Source organism: Vibrio sp. AH4 (assembly GCF_030710545.1).
Taxonomy (GTDB): Bacteria; Pseudomonadota; Gammaproteobacteria; order Enterobacterales; family Vibrionaceae; genus Vibrio; species Vibrio metoecus.
Genome location: NZ_JALAIV010000001.1, coordinates 1,806,319 through 1,825,166, shown reverse-complemented (window position 1 = coordinate 1,825,166; position 18,848 = coordinate 1,806,319). Strand labels below are relative to the sequence as shown.

Annotated in this window: 17 protein-coding genes; 15 read left to right on the top strand and 2 right to left on the bottom strand. The window is 47.7% G+C overall.

The window, feature by feature from the left end:
• The first annotated feature begins 40 nt into the window (after positions 1-40).
• Positions 41-550, top strand: coding sequence for a PTS glucose transporter subunit IIA (gene crr / locus MKA69_RS08605; protein ID WP_000522239.1), 510 nt, complete (start codon positions 41-43; stop codon positions 548-550).
• Between the two features lie 58 nt (positions 551-608).
• Here the strand turns inward: crr and MKA69_RS08600 are convergent, their stop codons facing one another.
• A complete protein-coding gene (locus tag MKA69_RS08600; RefSeq protein WP_305847846.1) occupies positions 609-1,817 on the bottom strand; it encodes a 2-octaprenyl-3-methyl-6-methoxy-1,4-benzoquinol hydroxylase in 1,209 nt (402 codons plus the stop codon).
• 253 nt (positions 1,818-2,070) lie between these two features.
• Here MKA69_RS08600 and miaB point away from each other — a divergent pair, with 253 nt between their 5' ends.
• From miaB to lnt, 5 genes are all read left to right on the top strand, one after another.
• Positions 2,071-3,495 (top strand): tRNA (N6-isopentenyl adenosine(37)-C2)-methylthiotransferase MiaB, encoded by a 1,425-nt coding sequence (gene miaB / locus MKA69_RS08595; RefSeq protein WP_055028732.1) that lies wholly within the window; start codon positions 2,071-2,073, stop codon positions 3,493-3,495.
• Between the two features lie 67 nt (positions 3,496-3,562).
• Positions 3,563-4,666: a PhoH family protein gene (locus MKA69_RS08590; RefSeq protein ID WP_000066202.1), complete on the top strand. Its 1,104-nt coding sequence runs from the start codon at positions 3,563-3,565 to the stop codon at positions 4,664-4,666.
• Positions 4,663-5,127, top strand: a complete 465-nt coding sequence (gene ybeY, locus MKA69_RS08585; RefSeq protein ID WP_000021215.1) for an rRNA maturation RNase YbeY — start codon at positions 4,663-4,665, stop codon at positions 5,125-5,127. The genes MKA69_RS08590 and ybeY overlap by 4 nt, the downstream gene beginning before the upstream one ends.
• Before the next feature lie 68 nt (positions 5,128-5,195).
• On the top strand, positions 5,196-6,071 hold the full coding sequence (corC, locus tag MKA69_RS08580; protein WP_001001300.1) for a CNNM family magnesium/cobalt transport protein CorC: 876 nt from the start codon (positions 5,196-5,198) through the stop codon (positions 6,069-6,071).
• A gap of 41 nt (positions 6,072-6,112) precedes the next feature.
• The gene (gene lnt, locus MKA69_RS08575; protein WP_305847845.1) at positions 6,113-7,630 is read left to right on the top strand and encodes an apolipoprotein N-acyltransferase; all 1,518 of its coding nucleotides are present in this window, start codon (positions 6,113-6,115) and stop codon (positions 7,628-7,630) included.
• A 52-nt stretch (positions 7,631-7,682) separates the two neighbouring features.
• Here lnt and MKA69_RS08570 read toward each other — a convergent pair whose 3' ends face one another.
• A complete protein-coding gene (locus tag MKA69_RS08570; protein ID WP_055027478.1) occupies positions 7,683-8,153 on the bottom strand; it encodes a zinc ribbon-containing protein in 471 nt (156 codons plus the stop codon).
• A gap of 255 nt (positions 8,154-8,408) precedes the next feature.
• Between MKA69_RS08570 and leuS the strand changes: the two genes are divergently transcribed.
• The 9 genes from leuS to MKA69_RS08525 all read left to right on the top strand — a co-directional run bounded on the left by leuS (position 8,409) and on the right by MKA69_RS08525 (position 18,742).
• Entirely contained in the window at positions 8,409-10,985 is a 2,577-nt protein-coding gene (gene leuS / locus MKA69_RS08565) for a leucine--tRNA ligase (protein WP_305847844.1), read from the top strand.
• Positions 10,986-11,147: 162 nt separating this feature from the next.
• On the top strand, positions 11,148-11,762 hold the full coding sequence (gene lptE / locus MKA69_RS08560; RefSeq protein ID WP_305847843.1) for an LPS assembly lipoprotein LptE: 615 nt from the start codon (positions 11,148-11,150) through the stop codon (positions 11,760-11,762).
• 5 nt (positions 11,763-11,767) lie between these two features.
• Positions 11,768-12,796, top strand: coding sequence for a DNA polymerase III subunit delta (holA, locus tag MKA69_RS08555; protein ID WP_305847842.1), 1,029 nt, complete (start codon positions 11,768-11,770; stop codon positions 12,794-12,796).
• A gap of 68 nt (positions 12,797-12,864) precedes the next feature.
• Positions 12,865-13,182 carry a ribosome silencing factor gene (rsfS, locus tag MKA69_RS08550; RefSeq protein WP_095476069.1) on the top strand — a complete coding sequence of 106 codons (318 nt, stop codon included), beginning with the start codon at positions 12,865-12,867 and terminating at the stop codon, positions 13,180-13,182.
• Between the two features lie 2 nt (positions 13,183-13,184).
• Positions 13,185-13,655 carry a 23S rRNA (pseudouridine(1915)-N(3))-methyltransferase RlmH gene (gene rlmH / locus MKA69_RS08545; protein WP_000701619.1) on the top strand — a complete coding sequence of 157 codons (471 nt, stop codon included), beginning with the start codon at positions 13,185-13,187 and terminating at the stop codon, positions 13,653-13,655.
• Between the two features lie 6 nt (positions 13,656-13,661).
• Positions 13,662-15,566, top strand: coding sequence for a penicillin-binding protein 2 (gene mrdA / locus MKA69_RS08540; RefSeq protein ID WP_055028738.1), 1,905 nt, complete (start codon positions 13,662-13,664; stop codon positions 15,564-15,566).
• Positions 15,563-16,684, top strand: a complete 1,122-nt coding sequence (gene rodA / locus MKA69_RS08535; protein WP_055028739.1) for a rod shape-determining protein RodA — start codon at positions 15,563-15,565, stop codon at positions 16,682-16,684. Before mrdA ends, rodA begins: the two co-directional genes overlap by 4 nt.
• Positions 16,684-17,475, top strand: coding sequence for a septal ring lytic transglycosylase RlpA family protein (locus MKA69_RS08530; protein WP_055028740.1), 792 nt, complete (start codon positions 16,684-16,686; stop codon positions 17,473-17,475). Before rodA ends, MKA69_RS08530 begins: the two co-directional genes overlap by 1 nt.
• Positions 17,476-17,566: 91 nt before the next feature.
• On the top strand, positions 17,567-18,742 hold the full coding sequence (locus MKA69_RS08525; RefSeq protein ID WP_055027480.1) for a serine hydrolase: 1,176 nt from the start codon (positions 17,567-17,569) through the stop codon (positions 18,740-18,742).
• Positions 18,743-18,848: the final 106 nt, after the last annotated feature.

Below are 18,848 nucleotides of genomic sequence, written 5' to 3'. Positions count from 1 at the left end.
CTTCGACAGAACAAATTTAAAACGTTAGGAGCATGACACAATGGGTCTGTTTGACAAACTTAAGAAGCTAGTCTCTGACGACAGCGCTAACGCAGGTGCAATCGACATCATCGCACCTCTTTCTGGTGAAATTGTAAACATCGAAGATGTGCCAGATGTTGTTTTCGCTGAGAAAATCGTTGGTGACGGTATCGCGATCAAGCCTGCTGGTAACAAGATGGTAGCTCCTGTAAACGGTACTATCGGTAAAATCTTCGAAACTAACCACGCATTCTCTATCGAATCGGATGACGGCGTTGAGCTGTTTGTTCACTTCGGTATCGATACTGTTGAACTGAAAGGCGAAGGCTTCAAGCGTATCGCAGAAGAAGGTCAATCAGTGAAAATCGGCGATACCATTATCGAATTCGATTTGGCACTGCTCGAAGAGAAAGCAAAATCAACTCTGACTCCAGTTGTTATCTCTAACATGGATGAAATCAAAGAGCTGAACAAACTTTCTGGTTCTGTAACTGTGGGTGAAACTCCAGTTCTACGCGTGACCAAGTAATTCACTTGTGTGATGTTAAAAACGCTGCCTAGTGCAGCGTTTTTTTGTTTTTTAGAGCTTACTGATTAGACTGGTTCGTACTGTTTAACGAAGATACAGATCCATTTGAAAAACCCAGTGCATAACGCAACACTTGCGTTTTCAGTGGGCCAGAACGCTCAGCCAATGCCAACGCAGCATTACGCAGAAACTTCACTGGTGTCATTGAGTTACTGAAGGTTTTGTAGAACAAGTCCATTCCCGTTTGCATCAGTAAATTATCGGGACGACGACGACGCTCATAGCGTTCAAACCGTGTCTGACTTAATACCGCATGATCCTGTGTTTCCGCCAACAACACGGCCACATCTTTAAAACCTAGATTCACGCCCTGCCCTGCTAACGGGTTAATCGTATGTGCTGCATCACCAACCAGCACACAGCGTTTTTTTACATATTGCTGAGCATGGCGACGAGTCAACGGGAAAGAGCCGTGCTGCAGCACTTTGACATCCCCCAGCTCAGCCGGAAAATGCTGAAGAATCTCACCACGCAATTGCTCATGGCTCAAACCTACCAGTTTTCGAATACGCTGGGGTGTGTCATACCACACCAAAGACGCCTGATTCCCCCCCAAAGGCAAGTAGGAGCGCGGGCCTGTTGGGAAAAACTGCTGCCAAGTGGTTTCTTGTTGGATCTGTTCCGTCTGCACATTAATCAACATGCAATGCTGCCGATAATCCCAAGCCGTGATCCCAATATGCGCTAATTGGCGAACTTGTGAATTCGCCCCATCAGCACCAATCACCCAATCACACTCAAGCACAGTGCCCGACTGCAGGGTGACATTGCATCCCTTTTCAGTCACATCCAATTGCGCCAATTGCTCTGGGCACATCAAGGTAAGTTGTGGGTAATGTGAAAATTGCTGCCACAATGCCAATTGAATCACTCGGTTTTCCACCATGTAGCCTAATTGTGGCAAATCCAAGGACTCACAGGAAAAACGTGTACGGCATTCTGGGTGTTCCCACGTTTCTAAGTGGAGGTATGGACAAGCACGCATCTCAACAATACTTGACCAAGCACCAAGCTCCTCTAGAAGTTCTACTGAGGTTTGCGAAATCGCCGACACACGTAAGTCCATAGGTTGCTTAGGCTCAAACGCTGGCGGTACATCAGAATCAATCACTGCAACCTTACGACCTTGGCGCGCAAAGCCGAGTGCTGCTGCAGCGCCTACCATGCCGCCACCAATCACGAGGATGTCAAATTTGTTGCTGCTCATACCCTTTTCCACCACGTATATTATCTAAACGGCATTGTACGGAGTAAGGGAAATATTGCGACATTTTTTACGTTAAAACCTTGCGCGGAATAAGGTAAAAAACCAATCACAACAAGGGTTACAAGAGAATTCCGCCAATTACTAGTCAGTCGGTTTTTAAAGCAGTACAATACGCCGCTTACCGCCGAGAGGGCGGCTAGAATGTGAGCTAAAGCTCAAATGATTGAAGAACTATTGAACGAGCGAAAGTGTGATGAGTAAGAAACTGCTAATTAAAACTTGGGGCTGCCAGATGAACGAGTACGATTCATCAAAAATGGCTGACCTGCTTAACGCTGCAAACGGCTATGAGCTGACAGAGATACCCGAGGAAGCTGACGTTTTACTCTTAAACACCTGTTCGATTCGTGAAAAAGCACAGGAAAAAGTGTTCCACCAACTTGGTCGTTGGAAAACCCTCAAAGATAAAAAACCCGGCGTAGTGATCGGTGTCGGTGGCTGTGTCGCGACTCAAGAAGGTGATTCGATTCGCGATCGTGCGCCTTATGTGGATGTCATCTTTGGCCCACAGACGCTGCATCGTCTGCCAGAAATGATTAAACAGTCGCAAACCACTGACGCACCTGTAATGGACATCTCTTTCCCTGAAATTGAGAAGTTCGACCGTTTGCCAGAGCCACGTGCAGAAGGCCCAACTGCATTCGTTTCCATCATGGAAGGCTGCTCAAAATACTGTACTTACTGTGTCGTACCTTACACTCGTGGTGAAGAAGTTAGCCGTCCAATGGACGATGTGTTGTTCGAGATCGCTCAGCTTGCCGAACAAGGTGTACGTGAAGTTAACCTGCTGGGTCAAAACGTCAACGCTTACCGCGGTGCCACTCACGATGGTGAAATTTGCTCTTTTGCTGAGTTACTGCGCTTAGTCGCAACGATCGACGGTATCGACCGCATTCGCTTTACCACTAGCCATCCACTCGAATTTACGGATGACATTATTGCGGTGTACGAAGACACTCCAGAGCTCGTGAGCTTCCTACATTTACCAGTACAAAGTGGGAGCGATCGCATTCTGACCATGATGAAACGCCCGCACACCGCCATTGAGTACAAGTCGATCATCCGTAAATTGCGTAAGGCTCGTCCTGACATTCAAATCAGCTCTGATTTTATCGTTGCTTTCCCGGGTGAAACCGACAAAGATTTCCAAGACACCATGAAGCTGATCCGTGATGTCGATTTCGACATGAGCTTTAGCTTTATCTTCTCTCCTCGCCCAGGCACGCCAGCCGCCGATTATCCATGTGATCTGTCGGAAGAGGTGAAGAAAGAGCGTCTGTACGAACTGCAACAGCAAATCAACAGTCAAGCCATGCGTTACTCACGCCTGATGCTGGGTACTGAACAACGTATTTTGGTTGAAGGCCCATCGAAGAAAGATTTGATGGAGCTACGTGGCCGTACCGAAAATAACCGTGTAGTGAACTTCGAAGGCTCACCAGAGCTGATCGGTCAGTTCGTTGATGTGAAGATTGTCGATGTGTTCGCCAACTCACTGCGTGGTGAACTGGTACGCACCGAACAAGAGATGAACCTGCGCATTGCGACCTCACCATCAGAAATGAAAGCGAAGACTCGCCGCGAGGATGAGCTTGGGGTTGCTACATTTACTCCTTAATCTCGTATACACTGTCAATAAGTGTCCGGTCACAATCGGACATTTATTGACATACTGAGAGGCAAATTTGAGCAATAAAATCATAACCTTAGAAATCAATCTGGAACCTTCCGATAACCACCGACTCGCCAGCCTGTGCGGTCCTTTTGATGACAACATCAAGCATCTTGAACGTCGCTTGGGAGTCGAAATCAACTACCGCGGCAACTTCTTCACCATCGTGGGTCAACCTCATACTGCCGCCGCGGCACTCGACATCATCAAAACACTTTACGTTGAAACGGCTCCACTGCGTGGTCAAATTGCCGATATTGAACCCGAGCAAATTCATCTTGCCATAAAAGAATCCGGCGTGCTTGAGCAACACAATGAGTCTAGCCTTGCTCACGGCAAAGAAGTGTTTGTCAAAACCAAAAAAGGCGTGATCAAACCGCGAACTCCAAACCAAGCTCAATACTTGATGAATATGGTGACGCATGACATCACCTTTGGTGTTGGCCCTGCGGGTACTGGTAAAACTTACCTTGCGGTTGCAGCCGCGGTGGATGCGCTTGAGCGCCAAGAAATTCGCCGTATTCTGCTGACTCGTCCTGCGGTTGAAGCGGGCGAAAAGCTCGGTTTTCTACCGGGTGACTTGAGCCAAAAAGTCGACCCTTATTTGCGCCCACTGTACGATGCGCTGTTCGAAATGCTCGGATTTGAGCGCGTAGAAAAACTGATTGAGCGCAATGTGATTGAGGTCGCTCCGCTTGCGTATATGCGAGGTCGCACACTGAACGACGCGTTTATTATTCTCGATGAAAGTCAAAACACCACTGTCGAGCAGATGAAAATGTTCCTGACGCGGATTGGCTTTAACTCTCGCGCCGTGATAACGGGTGACGTGACACAAATCGATTTACCACGTGGTGCGAAATCCGGTCTGCGCCATGCGATTGAAGTACTTAATGAAGTCGATGAGATCAGCTTTAACTTCTTCCAAGCTGACGACGTAGTTCGCCACCCAGTGGTTGCCCGAATCGTGAATGCCTATGAAAAGTGGGAAGCGCAAGATCAAAAAGAGCGCAAAGAGTATGAACAGCGCCGCCGTGAAGAGCGTGAAAACAAATTGCTTGAAATGCAGCGCGCAGAAATGACACTCAGCCACAACAATGAGTCCAACCCATCATGAGTATTGAACTGGATTTGCAATTGGCAGTCGAAAATCAAAATGGACTACCAAGCGAAGCGGAGTTTGCTTTGTGGCTCACTCGAACCATCACGCCGTTTCAGCCACAAGCTGAGGTAACGGTTCGGATTGTCGATGAAGCAGAAAGCCATGCGCTCAATTTGAACTACCGCGGTAAAGATAAACCCACTAACGTGCTTTCTTTTCCATTTGAAGCTCCTCCGGGGATGGAAATGGATCTGCTCGGTGATCTGGTGATTTGCCGCCAAGTCGTTGAACATGAAGCCATTGAGCAAAATAAGCCTTTGCAAGCACATTGGGCTCATATGGTTGTACATGGCAGCTTGCATCTGCTAGGTTATGACCATATCGAGGATGATGAAGCCGAAGAGATGGAGTCTCTAGAAACGGAAATTATGCAAGAAATGGGCTTTACTGACCCGTATCTGGCAGAAAAAGAGTAACCTTGTCCGTTAGGATAAGGTCTAAGTGAGCTATCACACTTCTGATAGCGTTAGTGAATTGAGACATAATGAACGAAGACAATTCTCAGAATTCGGAAGGTCCGAGTAGAAAGTCCTTCTTTGAACGCCTAAGTCAACTTTTTCAGGGAGAGCCGAAAGATCGCCAAGAGTTGGTCGATGTCATCCGTGACTCTGAAGTGAATGACTTGATTGACCATGACACCCGAGACATGCTTGAGGGCGTAATGGAAATCGCCGAAATGCGCGTGCGCGATATCATGATCCCACGCTCACAAATGGTCACTATCGACCGCACTCACAACCTAGATGCTTTGGTTGCCATCATGACGGATGCGCAACACTCGCGTTATCCGGTGATCAGCGAAGATAAAGACCATGTGGAAGGCATTCTACTTGCGAAGGACTTACTCAAATATCTAGGCTCCAACTGTGCCCCATTCAACATCCAAGAAGTGATCCGCCCTGCGGTCGTGGTTCCGGAAAGCAAACGGGTTGACCGTCTGCTCAAAGAATTCCGTGAAGAGCGTTACCACATGGCAATTGTGGTGGATGAGTTTGGCGGCGTTTCTGGCCTAGTCACCATTGAAGATATTCTGGAAGAGATCGTCGGCGACATCGAAGATGAATTCGACGACGAAGAGCAAAAAGACATTCGCCAACTGAGCAAACACACCTTCTCGGTGAAAGCGCTCACCACGATTGAAGACTTTAACCACACTTTTGGCACCAAATTCAGTGACGAAGAAGTGGATACGGTCGGTGGTTTGGTGATGACAGCATTCGGGCACTTACCTGCTCGTGGAGAAGTGGTAGACATTGCCGGCTACAACTTCAAAGTCACGGCAGCAGATAATCGCCGAGTGGTGGCTCTTCAAGTAACCGTTCCCGATCTGGAAGCGCTTTCGCAAGTCGCGGAAGAGTAGTCCTCATCCTCTTACCGAGTAAGAGAAAAAGAAAAGAGACGATGAAAACTCTACTATCTCATCGCCTAATGCGGCCGCTTGCGGCCGCTTTTGTTGGCGTTTTAACACCTCTGGCTTTCGCCCCTTATCAATTTTGGCCTTTAGCCTTACTCAGTCCATTTCTTTTATTGCTTCTTTTAAACCAACAAAGCGCGAAACGATCCGCTTTGATTGCTTACGCATGGGGCATAGGTCAATTTGCAGTGGGTATCAGCTGGGTACACGTCAGCATTGATACTTTTGGTGGCATGCCAAAAATCGCCAGCCTGTTTTTAATGACTCTATTGGTCGGCTATCTGGCACTTTATCCAAGCCTTTTCGGCTGGCTACTCAATCGCTTTATTCCGAACAACTCGCGCAGCAAATGGCTGTGCGCCGCTCCTGCTTTGTGGCTGATTACCGATTGGCTACGCGGTTGGGTGATGACAGGTTTTCCTTGGTTATGGCTCGGTTACAGCCAAATTGATAGCCCTCTCGCCAACTTTGCCCCTATCGGAGGGGTTGAGCTCATTACTCTGTTACTGCTGTTTTGTGCTGGTAGCTTAGCTTATGCCGTGCTTAATCGCCGTTGGTTGATGGCTTTGGTCCCTCTTGTGGTTTACGCAACCGGCTATGGCCTCCAAGCGATGCAGTGGGTAACACCGCAAACTGAGCGCACAGCCTCACTTGCCTTGATTCAAGGCAATATCGAACAGGGATTGAAGTGGCAGCCTAGCCAACGCTGGCCAACCATCATGAAATATACCGATCTTACTCGCGAAAACTGGGACGTCGATGTGATCATTTGGCCAGAGGCAGCCATCCCCGCTTTTGAATATGAGATTTCGTCATTTCTGCATAATCTTGATGCTGCGGCTCGTATGAACCAAAGCGCGGTGATTACTGGCATCATTAATCAAAGTGAAGATAAGCGGTACTTCAATAGCGTGCTGACCCTCGGTGACACCCCTCATGGTGAATATCGGTACGACCTCTCCCTGCGCTATCACAAGTACCACTTGTTGCCTTTTGGTGAGTTCGTGCCGTTTGAAGATATCTTGCGCCCATTAGCACCATTCTTTAATTTGCCGATGTCCTCCTTTAGTCAGGGGGCTTACGTGCAACCGAATTTGATTGCGAAAGGTTTCGCGTTTGTCACCGCACTCTGCTACGAAATCATCTTCAATGAGCAAGTACGCGATAATGTGACACCGGAAACCGATTTCCTACTGACGCTTTCGAATGATGCTTGGTTTGGCCGTTCAATAGGCCCATTGCAACACATGGAAATCGCTCGCATGAGGGCATTAGAATTGGGTAAGCCGCTGATCCGCGCCACCAACAATGGAGTGACGGCCGTCACCAACGAGCGAGGACGTATTATGGCTCAGCTGCCACAATTCGAAACTGGCGTGCTAAAAGCCACGGTCACACCGACTCGTGGTAGCACACCTTACTTCCTATGGGGCACGACGCCACTTTACCTTGGGGTAAGTTTAGCCGTTGGGTTCGCTTTCTGGCGCCAACGCCGAGCAAAATAAGCAAAACGGGAAGTTCATCTTCCCGTTTTTTATTGCAACGTTTTTATTCCGACTAGGGTTTCAGTGGTTGGCGACTAAACGCAGTACCACCACATTGCAGACAAGGAGCAATTTCCGTTGGGTGGCTAAACTCTGTTTTATTGCCACATTGATCACACACCAAAACGCCCAGACCAATCATTTCACCAGCTTGATATAACCCTTGGTGTTCTAAATCGGCAAACAGCTCTACCCACTCCACCTTAGTACGATCGGTAATGTCCAGTAACCCCTGCCAGATTGAATTGGCGATCATCAGATAAAACGGGCCGCTTTTGCTCTGCTCGAAGCTTTGTGAGAACTCTTTAAGATCAGCTTTTACATAAGCGGAGATCAGCGCAAGCTCATCCTTGGTCAAATTATTCGCGGCATCCACGTATTTCGCAGAGGATTCAACGATCTCATTGACCCCATTCGAGCTGTGTTTGAGTGTTTCTACTACCTCTTCCAGTAAGGCTTCATAACTTGCTTTCTGTTTTGGCATCTCTCACCTCTCTCAAGCCTGATGGCTGCCGGATAATACCCAAACGACTTGAAGTTGCAGGTAGGCGGCAAGTGCGTTCATCCCCATGAGCATAGATCAACTATGTGATTGGGGTGAGTAAACGCAGCCAACACCGCTGCAGCTTCAAGTAGGAAGGGTATAGCTATTGTTGTAAACCCCTGCTTTCTGTATTCTATGCCGAACCGAAAGACTTCGTTCCTACTGAACTCACAAATTCCAAGATGGATGTCATCGATGCAAGATCAATACAACCCGCAAGATATTGAACACAAAGTTCAACAGCACTGGGACAACAACAAAACCTTCGTTGTTAGTGAAGACCCAAACAAAGAAAAATTCTACTGTCTTTCTATGTTCCCATACCCAAGTGGCCGACTGCATATGGGCCACGTGCGTAACTACACCATCGGTGATGTAGTCTCTCGTTTCCAACGTCTGCAAGGCAAAAACGTTATGCAACCTATCGGTTGGGATGCGTTTGGTCTGCCTGCAGAAAACGCCGCGGTAAAAAACAATACTGCGCCTGCACCTTGGACTTACGAAAACATCGAATACATGAAAAACCAGCTCAAGCTACTGGGCTTTGGTTATGACTGGAATCGTGAATTTGCCACTTGTCGCCCTGAGTACTACCGCTGGGAACAAGAATTTTTCACTAAGCTGTTTGAAAAAGGCTTAGTGTACAAAAAAACCTCATCAGTCAACTGGTGTCCAAACGACCAAACGGTTCTGGCGAACGAGCAAGTGGAAGATGGCTGCTGCTGGCGTTGTGACACTCCGGTTGAGCAAAAAGAGATCCCACAGTGGTTTATTAAGATCACCGCCTACGCACAAGAGCTACTTGATGATCTGGATAACCTCGATGGTTGGCCTGAAATGGTCAAGACCATGCAACGCAACTGGATTGGTCGCTCTGAAGGTGTGGAACTGAAATTTGCCGTAAAAGGTGAAAACACCGATCTTGAAGTGTACACCACACGTCCGGACACTTTGATGGGTGTGACTTATGTGGGCATCGCCGCTGGTCACCCTCTGGCGACAAAAGCGGCAGCGAATAACCCCGCACTCGCCGCGTTCATCGATGAATGTAAAAACACCAAGGTTGCAGAAGCTGAAATCGCGACCATGGAAAAGAAAGGCATGGCGACTGGCCTAACGGCTATCCATCCTTTGAACGGTCGTGAAGTGCCTATCTACATCGCCAACTTCGTGTTGATGGATTACGGTACTGGTGCGGTAATGGCCGTGCCTGCGCACGACCAACGTGACTTTGAATTCGCGACCAAATATAGCCTCGACATCATCCCAGTGATTAAGCCTGCCGATGGTAGCGAGTTGGATGTGTCTGAAGCGGCTTACACCGAAAAAGGCATTCTATTCGCTTCTGGCGAATTTGATGGTTTGGATTTCCAAGCTGCCTTTAATGCGATTGCTGCCAAATTGGAAGCAGAAGGCAAAGGTAAGAAAACCGTTAACTTCCGTCTGCGTGACTGGGGTGTGTCTCGTCAACGTTACTGGGGTGCTCCAATCCCTATGGTGACCACTGAAGATGGCCAAGTACATCCAGTACCAGCAGACCAACTGCCAGTCATCCTGCCAGAAGATGTGGTGATGGATGGCGTGACTAGCCCAATCAAAGCCGATAAAGAGTGGGCAAAAACCACCTTTAACGGTGAGCCAGCACTGCGTGAAACCGATACCTTCGACACCTTTATGGAGTCTTCATGGTACTACGCGCGTTACTGCTCACCACAAGCGGATGACATCTTAGATCCGGAAAAAGCCAACTACTGGCTGCCGGTTGATCAGTACATCGGTGGTATTGAGCATGCGTGTATGCACCTCCTCTATTCACGTTTCTTCCACAAACTGCTGCGTGATGCTGGTTATGTAAAGAGCGATGAGCCGTTCAAAAAGCTACTGTGTCAAGGCATGGTACTGGCTGATGCCTTCTACTATACCAATGAGAAAGGTGGTAAAGAGTGGGTAGCGCCAACCGAAGTGAAAGTAGAACGTGATGGCAAAGGTCGCATCGTTTCTGCAGTGGATACCACTGGTCGTCAAGTTGAGCACTCAGGCATGATCAAAATGTCTAAGTCAAAAAACAACGGCATCGACCCACAAGAGATGGTCGATAAGTACGGCGCTGACACTGTACGCCTGTTCATGATGTTTGCTTCACCAGCAGACATGACACTGGAATGGCAAGAATCCGGCGTTGAAGGTGCAAACCGCTTCCTACGTCGTGTATGGAAACTGGTCCGTGAGCACACTCAGCTTGGCCAAGCACCCGCACTGGAGGCATCTGCACTGAATGCAGACCAAAAAGCACTGCGTCGTGATGTGCACAAAACCATCGCTAAAGTGACCGATGACGTAGCACGTCGCCAAACTTTCAACACGGCGATTGCGGCGATCATGGAGCTGATGAACAAGCTGACGAAAGCGCCAATGACGGAAGCGCAAGATCGCGCGATTCTCGATGAAGCACTGAAAGCCATCACTCTAATGCTTTACCCAATCACACCGCACATCTGTTTTGAAATGTGGGTAGCTCTGGGTCAAAGCAACATCGATACGGCTAACTGGCCAACTTACGATGAAGCAGCACTGGTCGAAGATGAAAAGCTGATCGTGCTGCAAGTCAACGGCAAACTGCGCGGTAAACTCACTGTCGCGGCCGATGCGACTCAACAGCAGGTTGAAGCTCTAGGCATGCAAGACGAAAACGTGCTGAAGTTCATCGATGGCCTGACAGTACGTAAAGTGATTTACGTACCAGGTAAGCTGCTGAATATCGTAGCCAACTAACTCCTCTTTATTGATGAGTCACTAAGCCATTAGTGCACCTAATGAACTAATGGCTTACTTTAATGTCAGTAAACAGGGCTCGCCCTGTTTACTTATCTCAGCTTATCTTACGGTGAGTGAGCTGAGATAAGTATTCTGCCTAATAATGAGATTGAAGCATCCATGCGTAACACTCTTTTCCCTACTTTGAAATGGTCACTGTTGGTTCTAATGACAAGCTTGCTGACGGCTTGTGGCTTCCACTTACGCGGTGATTACGATATCCCACAAGAACTTTCTAACATGTCACTGACCAGTTATGACCAATACAGCACCTTTACTCGTATGGTGCATCGTCAGTTACGCTTAAATAAAATCAACCTTCAAGCTCCAGCAGAAGATCTACCTAATCTACATCTACTCAGTGAAAGCACTGGCGAACGTACTTTATCGCTGTATCAAAATACACGTGCAGCGGAAAAAGAACTCACTTTCCGAGCATCTTATCGCGTCACCGTACCAGAGCTAGGTAGCCGAACATTCACCACTAGCGTTACCCGCAGTTACTTAGATAACCCACTGACTGCATTAGCCAAATCTGTCGAACGCGACATGATTGAAGATGAAATGCGTAAACTAGCCGCGAGCCAAATCGTACGCCAAATGGCTCGTCTGAAAGCGGACTTTGCACGTAAGACTTTGGATGACGAAAGTATTGAAAGCGAAGGTGTGACGGACTATAGCGTTGATACTCAAGAAGTGCTCAATCCCTCATCAACAGAAGGCCGTAGCGAGTAGTTTCGATGCGCATTTACGCTGAAAAACTCGCCGAGTCACTGCACAAAACTCTCTATCCGATTTACCTCGTATTCGGTAATGAGCCACTGTTGATCCAAGAAGCCAAAACCGCCATTGAGAAAGCGGCACAAACGCAAGGTTTTTTAGAGAAACACCGATTTAGTGCGGATGCAGGACTCGATTGGAGTTCAGTGTATGACTGTTATCAGGCACTGAGTCTGTTTTCATCTCGCCAACTTATCGAGATTGAAATCCCTGAATCTGGGATCAATACACAAACGGCGAAAGAGCTAAGCTCACTCTCAGGTCAACTTCACCAAGATATTATCTTGCTCGTCATTGGTCCTAAGCTGACCAAGGCACAAGAGAATGCGGCTTGGCTAAAAACACTTGCACAACAAGCCTGTTGGGTGAATTGCTTAACGCCCGAATTAAGCCGTTTACCGCAATTTGTTCAACAACGCTGTTTTTCGCTCGGCCTCAAGCCGGATGCCGAAGCCGTACAGATGTTAGCACAGTGGCATGAAGGTAACTTGTTTGCTCTTGCGCAAAGCCTAGAGAAGCTGGCACTCCTCTACCCAGATGGTCAACTCACATTGGTTCGCTTGGAAGAGTCGCTGAGCCGCCACAACCATTTCACACCTTATCACTGGATGGATGCCTTATTAGAAGGTAAAGCCAACCGTGCTCAGCGTATTTTGCGCCAACTCATGCTCGAAGAGAGTGAGCCGATTATTCTGATCCGCACCGCGCAAAAAGAGCTAACTCAACTGCTTAAATGGCAACAAGAACGCCAACATACCGCAACCCTTGGTCATCTGTTTGATCGCTATCGCGTCTGGCAAAACCGCAGACCACTCTACTCTGCCGCCTTACAGCGTTTACCTATGGTGATGTTATCTCGGCTAATTGGGCTGTTAACTCAAGCAGAATTATTGGCTAAAACCCAGTATGAACAGCCCGTTTGGCCAATCTTGCAGCAACTCAGCTTAGAATGCTGCAATCCTCAGGCAAACCTACCTTTGCCACAGTAAAAGCGTGGTATACTGCGCCGTTTTAAGCGAAAGCTGTTTTTTATTGAAGATATTCAGAGGACATTCTCTTGCAAGGTGAAGCACTTAAAGACTTTCTTTCCGACAAAGCCGACGACATGAAGGCAGTCGATATCGTTACACTTGATGTGCAAGGTAAATCCAGTGTCACTGATTATATGATTGTCTGCACCGGCACATCAAAAAGACATGTTGCCTCTATCGCCGATCATGTGGCTAGTGAAGCCAAGCTATCAGGCCTGAAGCCGCTTGGCATGAATGGAGAAAATGAAGGTGAGTGGGTAGTTCTGGATATGGGTTCAGTGATGTTGCACGTGATGCAAGAAGCACCGCGCGAGCTGTACCAACTGGAAAAACTCTGGGGTTAGATGTGAAGATTCAACTGATCGCTGTCGGTACCAAAATGCCCAAATGGGTTGAAGAGGGTTTTCAAGAGTACCGTCGCCGCTTCCCTCACGATATGCCGTTAGAATTGGTAGAAATTACTGCGGGTAAACGCGGTAAAAATGCCGATATTGCGCGCATTTTGCAAAAAGAGGGAGAAGCCATGTTGGCTGCGGTACCAAAAGGTAACCGAATCATTACTCTCGATATTCCCGGTAAACGCTGGGATACGGACGAACTTGCCGTACAGCTAGAAAGTTGGAAGCACGACGGCCGAGATGTCTCCATTCTGATTGGCGGGCCAGAAGGCTTGGCTCCCGCTTGTAAAGCCGCCGCCGATCAAAGCTGGTCTCTTTCACCACTGACCTTGCCTCATCCTTTGGTGAGAGTGGTTATGGCTGAAAGCTTATACCGAGCGTGGAGTATTACCACTAACCACCCCTATCATCGAGAATAGAGTGCCATGTTACGCCAGCACACCCCCATACGTGACCATCAAGCCGAAACACACCTGTTTCGTAATCGCGCTATTTTCTCCTTTTTAGCGATTTTGATCTGCATGGGGCTGCTGGTCACCAACTTATACAATATCCAGATAAACCAGTATCAGGACTACAAAACTCGCTCCAATGATAACCGCATCAAAGTGGTACCGATTGCACCGAACCGCGGTCTAATTTTTGATCGTAATGGCGTACTGTTGGCCGAAAACCGCCCCGTGTTCAACTTAGAAGTGATCCCAGAAAAAGTCGCCAATATGGATGACACCATTACGCGGTTACAGCAAATACTGGAGATCAGCCCCGAGAAAATTGCCGCATTTGAAAAAGAGCGCAGCCAAACGCGCCGTTTTAATTCAGTTCCCCTCCTCACTCAGCTCACGGATGAGGAAGTAGCAAAGTTTTCGGTGAACCAACATAAATTCCCGGGAGTCTCCGTTGCTGCCAACCTAAAGCGTTACTATCCATACGGCGATGTTCTAACGCACGTGATTGGTTACGTTTCTCGCATCAATGATAAAGATCTAGAACGTTTGGATCGAGAAGGGAAAAAGCCCAACTATCAAGCAACTCGAGATATCGGCAAACTCGGCATCGAGCGTTATTACGAAGACATTTTACATGGTATTGCTGGCTATCAAGAAGTTGAGGTGAATAGCCGTGGGCGCGTGATCCGCACCCTTAAATATGTACCGCCTATTCCAGGTAAAGATATTGTCCTCAATTTAGACATTGATCTACAACTCTACGCCTATAAATTGCTAGAGGGACGCCGTGGCTCAATGGTTGCACTTGATCCCAAAGACAATGGTGTCCTCGCAATGGTTTCAAGCCCAAGCTATGACCCCAATGCTTTTGTTCACGGCATTTCAGGCAAAGCTTACAGCGATTTATTGAATGATAAGAGCCGACCACTGGTAAACCGAACGACACTCGGCATCTATCCGCCAGGATCCACAGTGAAGCCCTTTATTGCAGTTTCTGCGCTGCAAGATGGCATTATCACTCCGAATACCACTCGAAGTGATCCTGGTTACTGGCGTATTCCCAATACCGATACACGCCCTTTCCGTGACTGGCTCCGCTGGGGACATGGCCGCGTCGACGTGATTAAGTCTCTTGAAGAGTCAGTCGATACATTCTTCTACCAAATTGCCTATGACATGGGGATTGATAAGCTCTCAAGCTGGATGATGCGTTTTGGCTTTGGCGATCTAACGGGCATCGATATTTACGAAGAAAGCAAGGCCAATATGCCGACGCGGGAATGGAAAATGGCTCGCCATAAGGTGCCATGGTATCAAGGTGATACGATTCCAGTTGGAATTGGTCAAGGCTACTGGACAGCAACTCCACTGCAGATCGCTAAAGCGACTTCTGTGCTTGTCAACCACGGGAAAGTAATTGCCCCTCACCTACTGCGTGCCACGATTGATAACGGAGAGCAATTCTCAACTCAAAAAGAAGCGGAATACACAACCTATCCGCCAATCGAAGGAGTCCCACAAAAATACTGGGATATGGCGATTCGCGGCATGTACCTCGTTAACCATGGCGCCAAAGGAACCGCACGACGTGCTTTCCAAAATATGTCTTACGAAACCGCAGGCAAGTCCGGTACAGCGCAAGTATTTGGTCTTGCAGAAGGTCAGAAATACAACGCAAGCGAGTTAGCGGAGCACTTACACGACCATGCTTTGTTTACCGGTTTTGCCCCGGTTAAAGATCCCAAAGTCATCGTCACGTTCGTACTGGAAAACGGTGGCGGCGGTTCCAGTAATGGTGCGCCTGTTGTGCGGCAAATATTTGATCACGTAGTGCTCGGTAAAAAAGAAGAAGAGAAAAAAGAAGAGGTGGTGCAACCATGAAGATGGATCCTGCAACCGGACAAAACCGGGCGCTGTTTGAGCGTTTCCATATCGATTTACCCCTCTTGCTTGGTGTACTTGCGCTGATGGGATTTGGTCTTGTCGTTATGTACAGTGCCAGCGGTCAGAGTCTCGCGATGATGGATCGCCAAGCCATGCGTATGGCGATGGCTTTAGCAATTATGGTATTGCTAGCTCAAATTCCACCACGAACTTACGAAAGTGCTGCTCCAATATTATTTTTCTGTGGCGTCATCTTGTTGCTCTGTGTTCTACTTTTTGGCGAAATCTCCAAAGGGGCGCAGCGCTGGTTAGATCTTGGCTTTGTCCGTTTTCAACCATCTGAATTACTCAAGCTGGCCGTTCCCTTGATGGTGGCACGCTATATTGGAAAACATGCTCTTCCACCATCATTTAAAACCCTTACTGCTTCACTGATGATGGTGTTTGTTCCTACGATTTTGATCGCAAAACAACCTGACCTAGGCACCTCGATACTGATTGCGGCCTCTGGTATTTTTGTGATTTTCTTAGCCGGTATCAGTTGGAAACTGATTATCGCAGCGGCGATGGCGGTGGGAGCATTTGTACCCGTATTGTGGTTCTTCCTAATGCACGAATACCAAAAAACTCGGGTACGTACTCTGTTTGACCCAGAGTCCGATCCACTCGGTGCGGGTTACCACATTATCCAAAGTAAAATTGCGATTGGTTCCGGTGGTTTATCCGGTAAAGGTTGGCTACATGGCACTCAATCTCAATTAGAGTTTCTTCCTGAACGACATACTGACTTTATCTTTGCAGTGATTGCTGAAGAATGGGGTATGATCGGCTTTTTGGTTCTTTTGAGCCTGTATTTATTTATTATTGGTCGCGGACTTTACCTCGCCAGCCATGCACAAACTTCCTTTGGCCGTATGATGGCAGGCAGCATTGTGTTGAGCTTCTTTGTTTATGTCTTTGTAAACATCGGCATGGTCAGCGGCATTTTGCCGGTAGTGGGTGTACCACTACCTTTGATTAGCTATGGCGGTACCTCAATGGTGACACTGATGGCCGGTTTCGGTATTTTGATGTCCATCCATACCCATCGCAAAGCATTTTCGAAGACAATTTAATGAACCGAATTTATTTATACATATTGATTACGTTAATTCTCGCTGGGTGTAGTTCTTCGGGCGGCCGCTATGATATGCCCGACGATCAAGCGCCAGACACACCGCTGTCTGTCGAGCATATTGAGGATGCCGTTCCCCAATATGAACCCTACAGCTTTGGGGGAAATAAGGACTACAACCTACGTGGTCAAAGTTACCGCATCATCAAGAATCCTCAAGGATTCTCTGAAAATGGTAAAGCCTCATGGTATGGCAAAAAATTCCACGGTCATCTCACCTCAAACGGTGAGATTTATGACATGTACTCAATGACAGCGGCACATAAAACCCTACCATTGCCAAGTTATGTGAAAGTGACCAATACCGATAACGGTAAATCAACCATCGTACGCGTCAACGATCGTGGTCCTTTTCACGACGGACGAGTGATTGACCTAAGCTATGCCGCCGCATATAAGATTGGGGTGGTACAAGCTGGCACCGCCAATGTACGAGTGGACGTGATCACGGTGGATAAACCATCAAAACCACGTCCGAAAGGGAAAAACAATGCACTTGAATATGTGATTCAAGTGGTTTCATCACAACATATTGAGCGCGTGCGAACTTTAGCGCAAAACTTAGGTCAGAGTTTATCGGCGCCTAGCTTCGTGGAAAGTACAGAGAGTACTCATCGCCTGTTTCTCGGCCCATTTACTGACGATGACCTGACGCAAACCTTACTTGAACAAGTAAAATCCGCAGGTTACGACAGTGCCTTTGTTAAAACCATTAATAAGCGCGCACAATGACCACTCAAACCTGACCTGAGGAGATCCGGTCTGGTTTGAGACGTTATTTTTGTTAAGATTACGGACACTTAATTAGAACTAAGCATTCACCATGAAAAAATCAATCCTAAAATCCGTGTTAGCGTCTTCTATTACGCTTTCCATCACGTTAAGCAGCACTGCTTTTGCCTCACCTATCGTGACACCAGATGCTCCACAAATCGCCGCCAAGGGCTATGTCCTGATGGATTATCATTCAGGGAAAGTACTTGCCGAAAAAGAGATGAATACCAAGCTCTCTCCCGCAAGCCTAACCAAAATGATGACGAGCTACGTGATTGGGCAAGAGATTAAACGTGGCAACATCTCTCTCAATGATGATGTGGTGATCAGTAAAAATGCTTGGGCGAAAAACTTCCCAGATTCATCAAAGATGTTTGTGGAAGTTGGTACCACCGTTAAGGTTAGCGACCTCAACCGTGGCATCATCATCCAATCTGGTAACGATGCCTGTGTCGCGATGGCCGAACACGTTGCCGGTTCAGAAGATGCCTTTGTCGACTTAATGAATGCTTGGGCAAGCTCATTGGGTATGAAAAACTCTCACTTTACCAATGCCCATGGCTTGGATAATCCAAACCTTTACTCGACGCCTTACGATCTCGCATTGCTAGGTCAAGCTTTGATCCGTGATGTACCGGATGAATACGCGATCTATTCCGAGCAGAAATTCACTTATAACGGCATCACCCAGTACAACCGTAACGGTTTACTGTGGGATAAAAGCATGAACGTCGACGGGATCAAAACCGGACACACCAGTGGTGCGGGTTACAACCTCGTGAGCTCTGCGACTGAAGGTAACATGCGTTTAGTGGCGGTAGTCATGGGAACCGACAGTGAGAATGCTCGTAAAGCAGAAAGTAAAAAACTGCTAGGCTATGGCTTCCGCTTCTTTGAAACCGTTGCACCGCACAAAGCAGGTGAAACATTCGTCAATGAAGCGATTTGGATGGGCGATAAGAATACGGTAGCCCTAGGGGTAGATAAAGATACTTACGTTACTCTGCCTCGTGGCCAAGCGAAAGATCTCACCGCAAGTTTTGTACTTGAGAAAGAACTGAAAGCGCCACTGAAAAAAGGCGATGTAGTCGGTACACTCTACTACCAGTTAGCGGGTAACGATATTGCGCAATACCCTCTGATGGCGCTAGAAGATGTCGAAGAAGGCAGCCTATTTAGCCGTCTTTGGGATTATCTCGTACTCCTATTTAAAGGTTGGTTCTAATAAGCCTACCAATTCCTCTCCATTGATGTGGAGGGAGTCACCAGAAAAACAAAGCCGCTCTATGCGGCTTTTTTGTTCGCTTGAGATTCCATTCGAATGGCTGTAG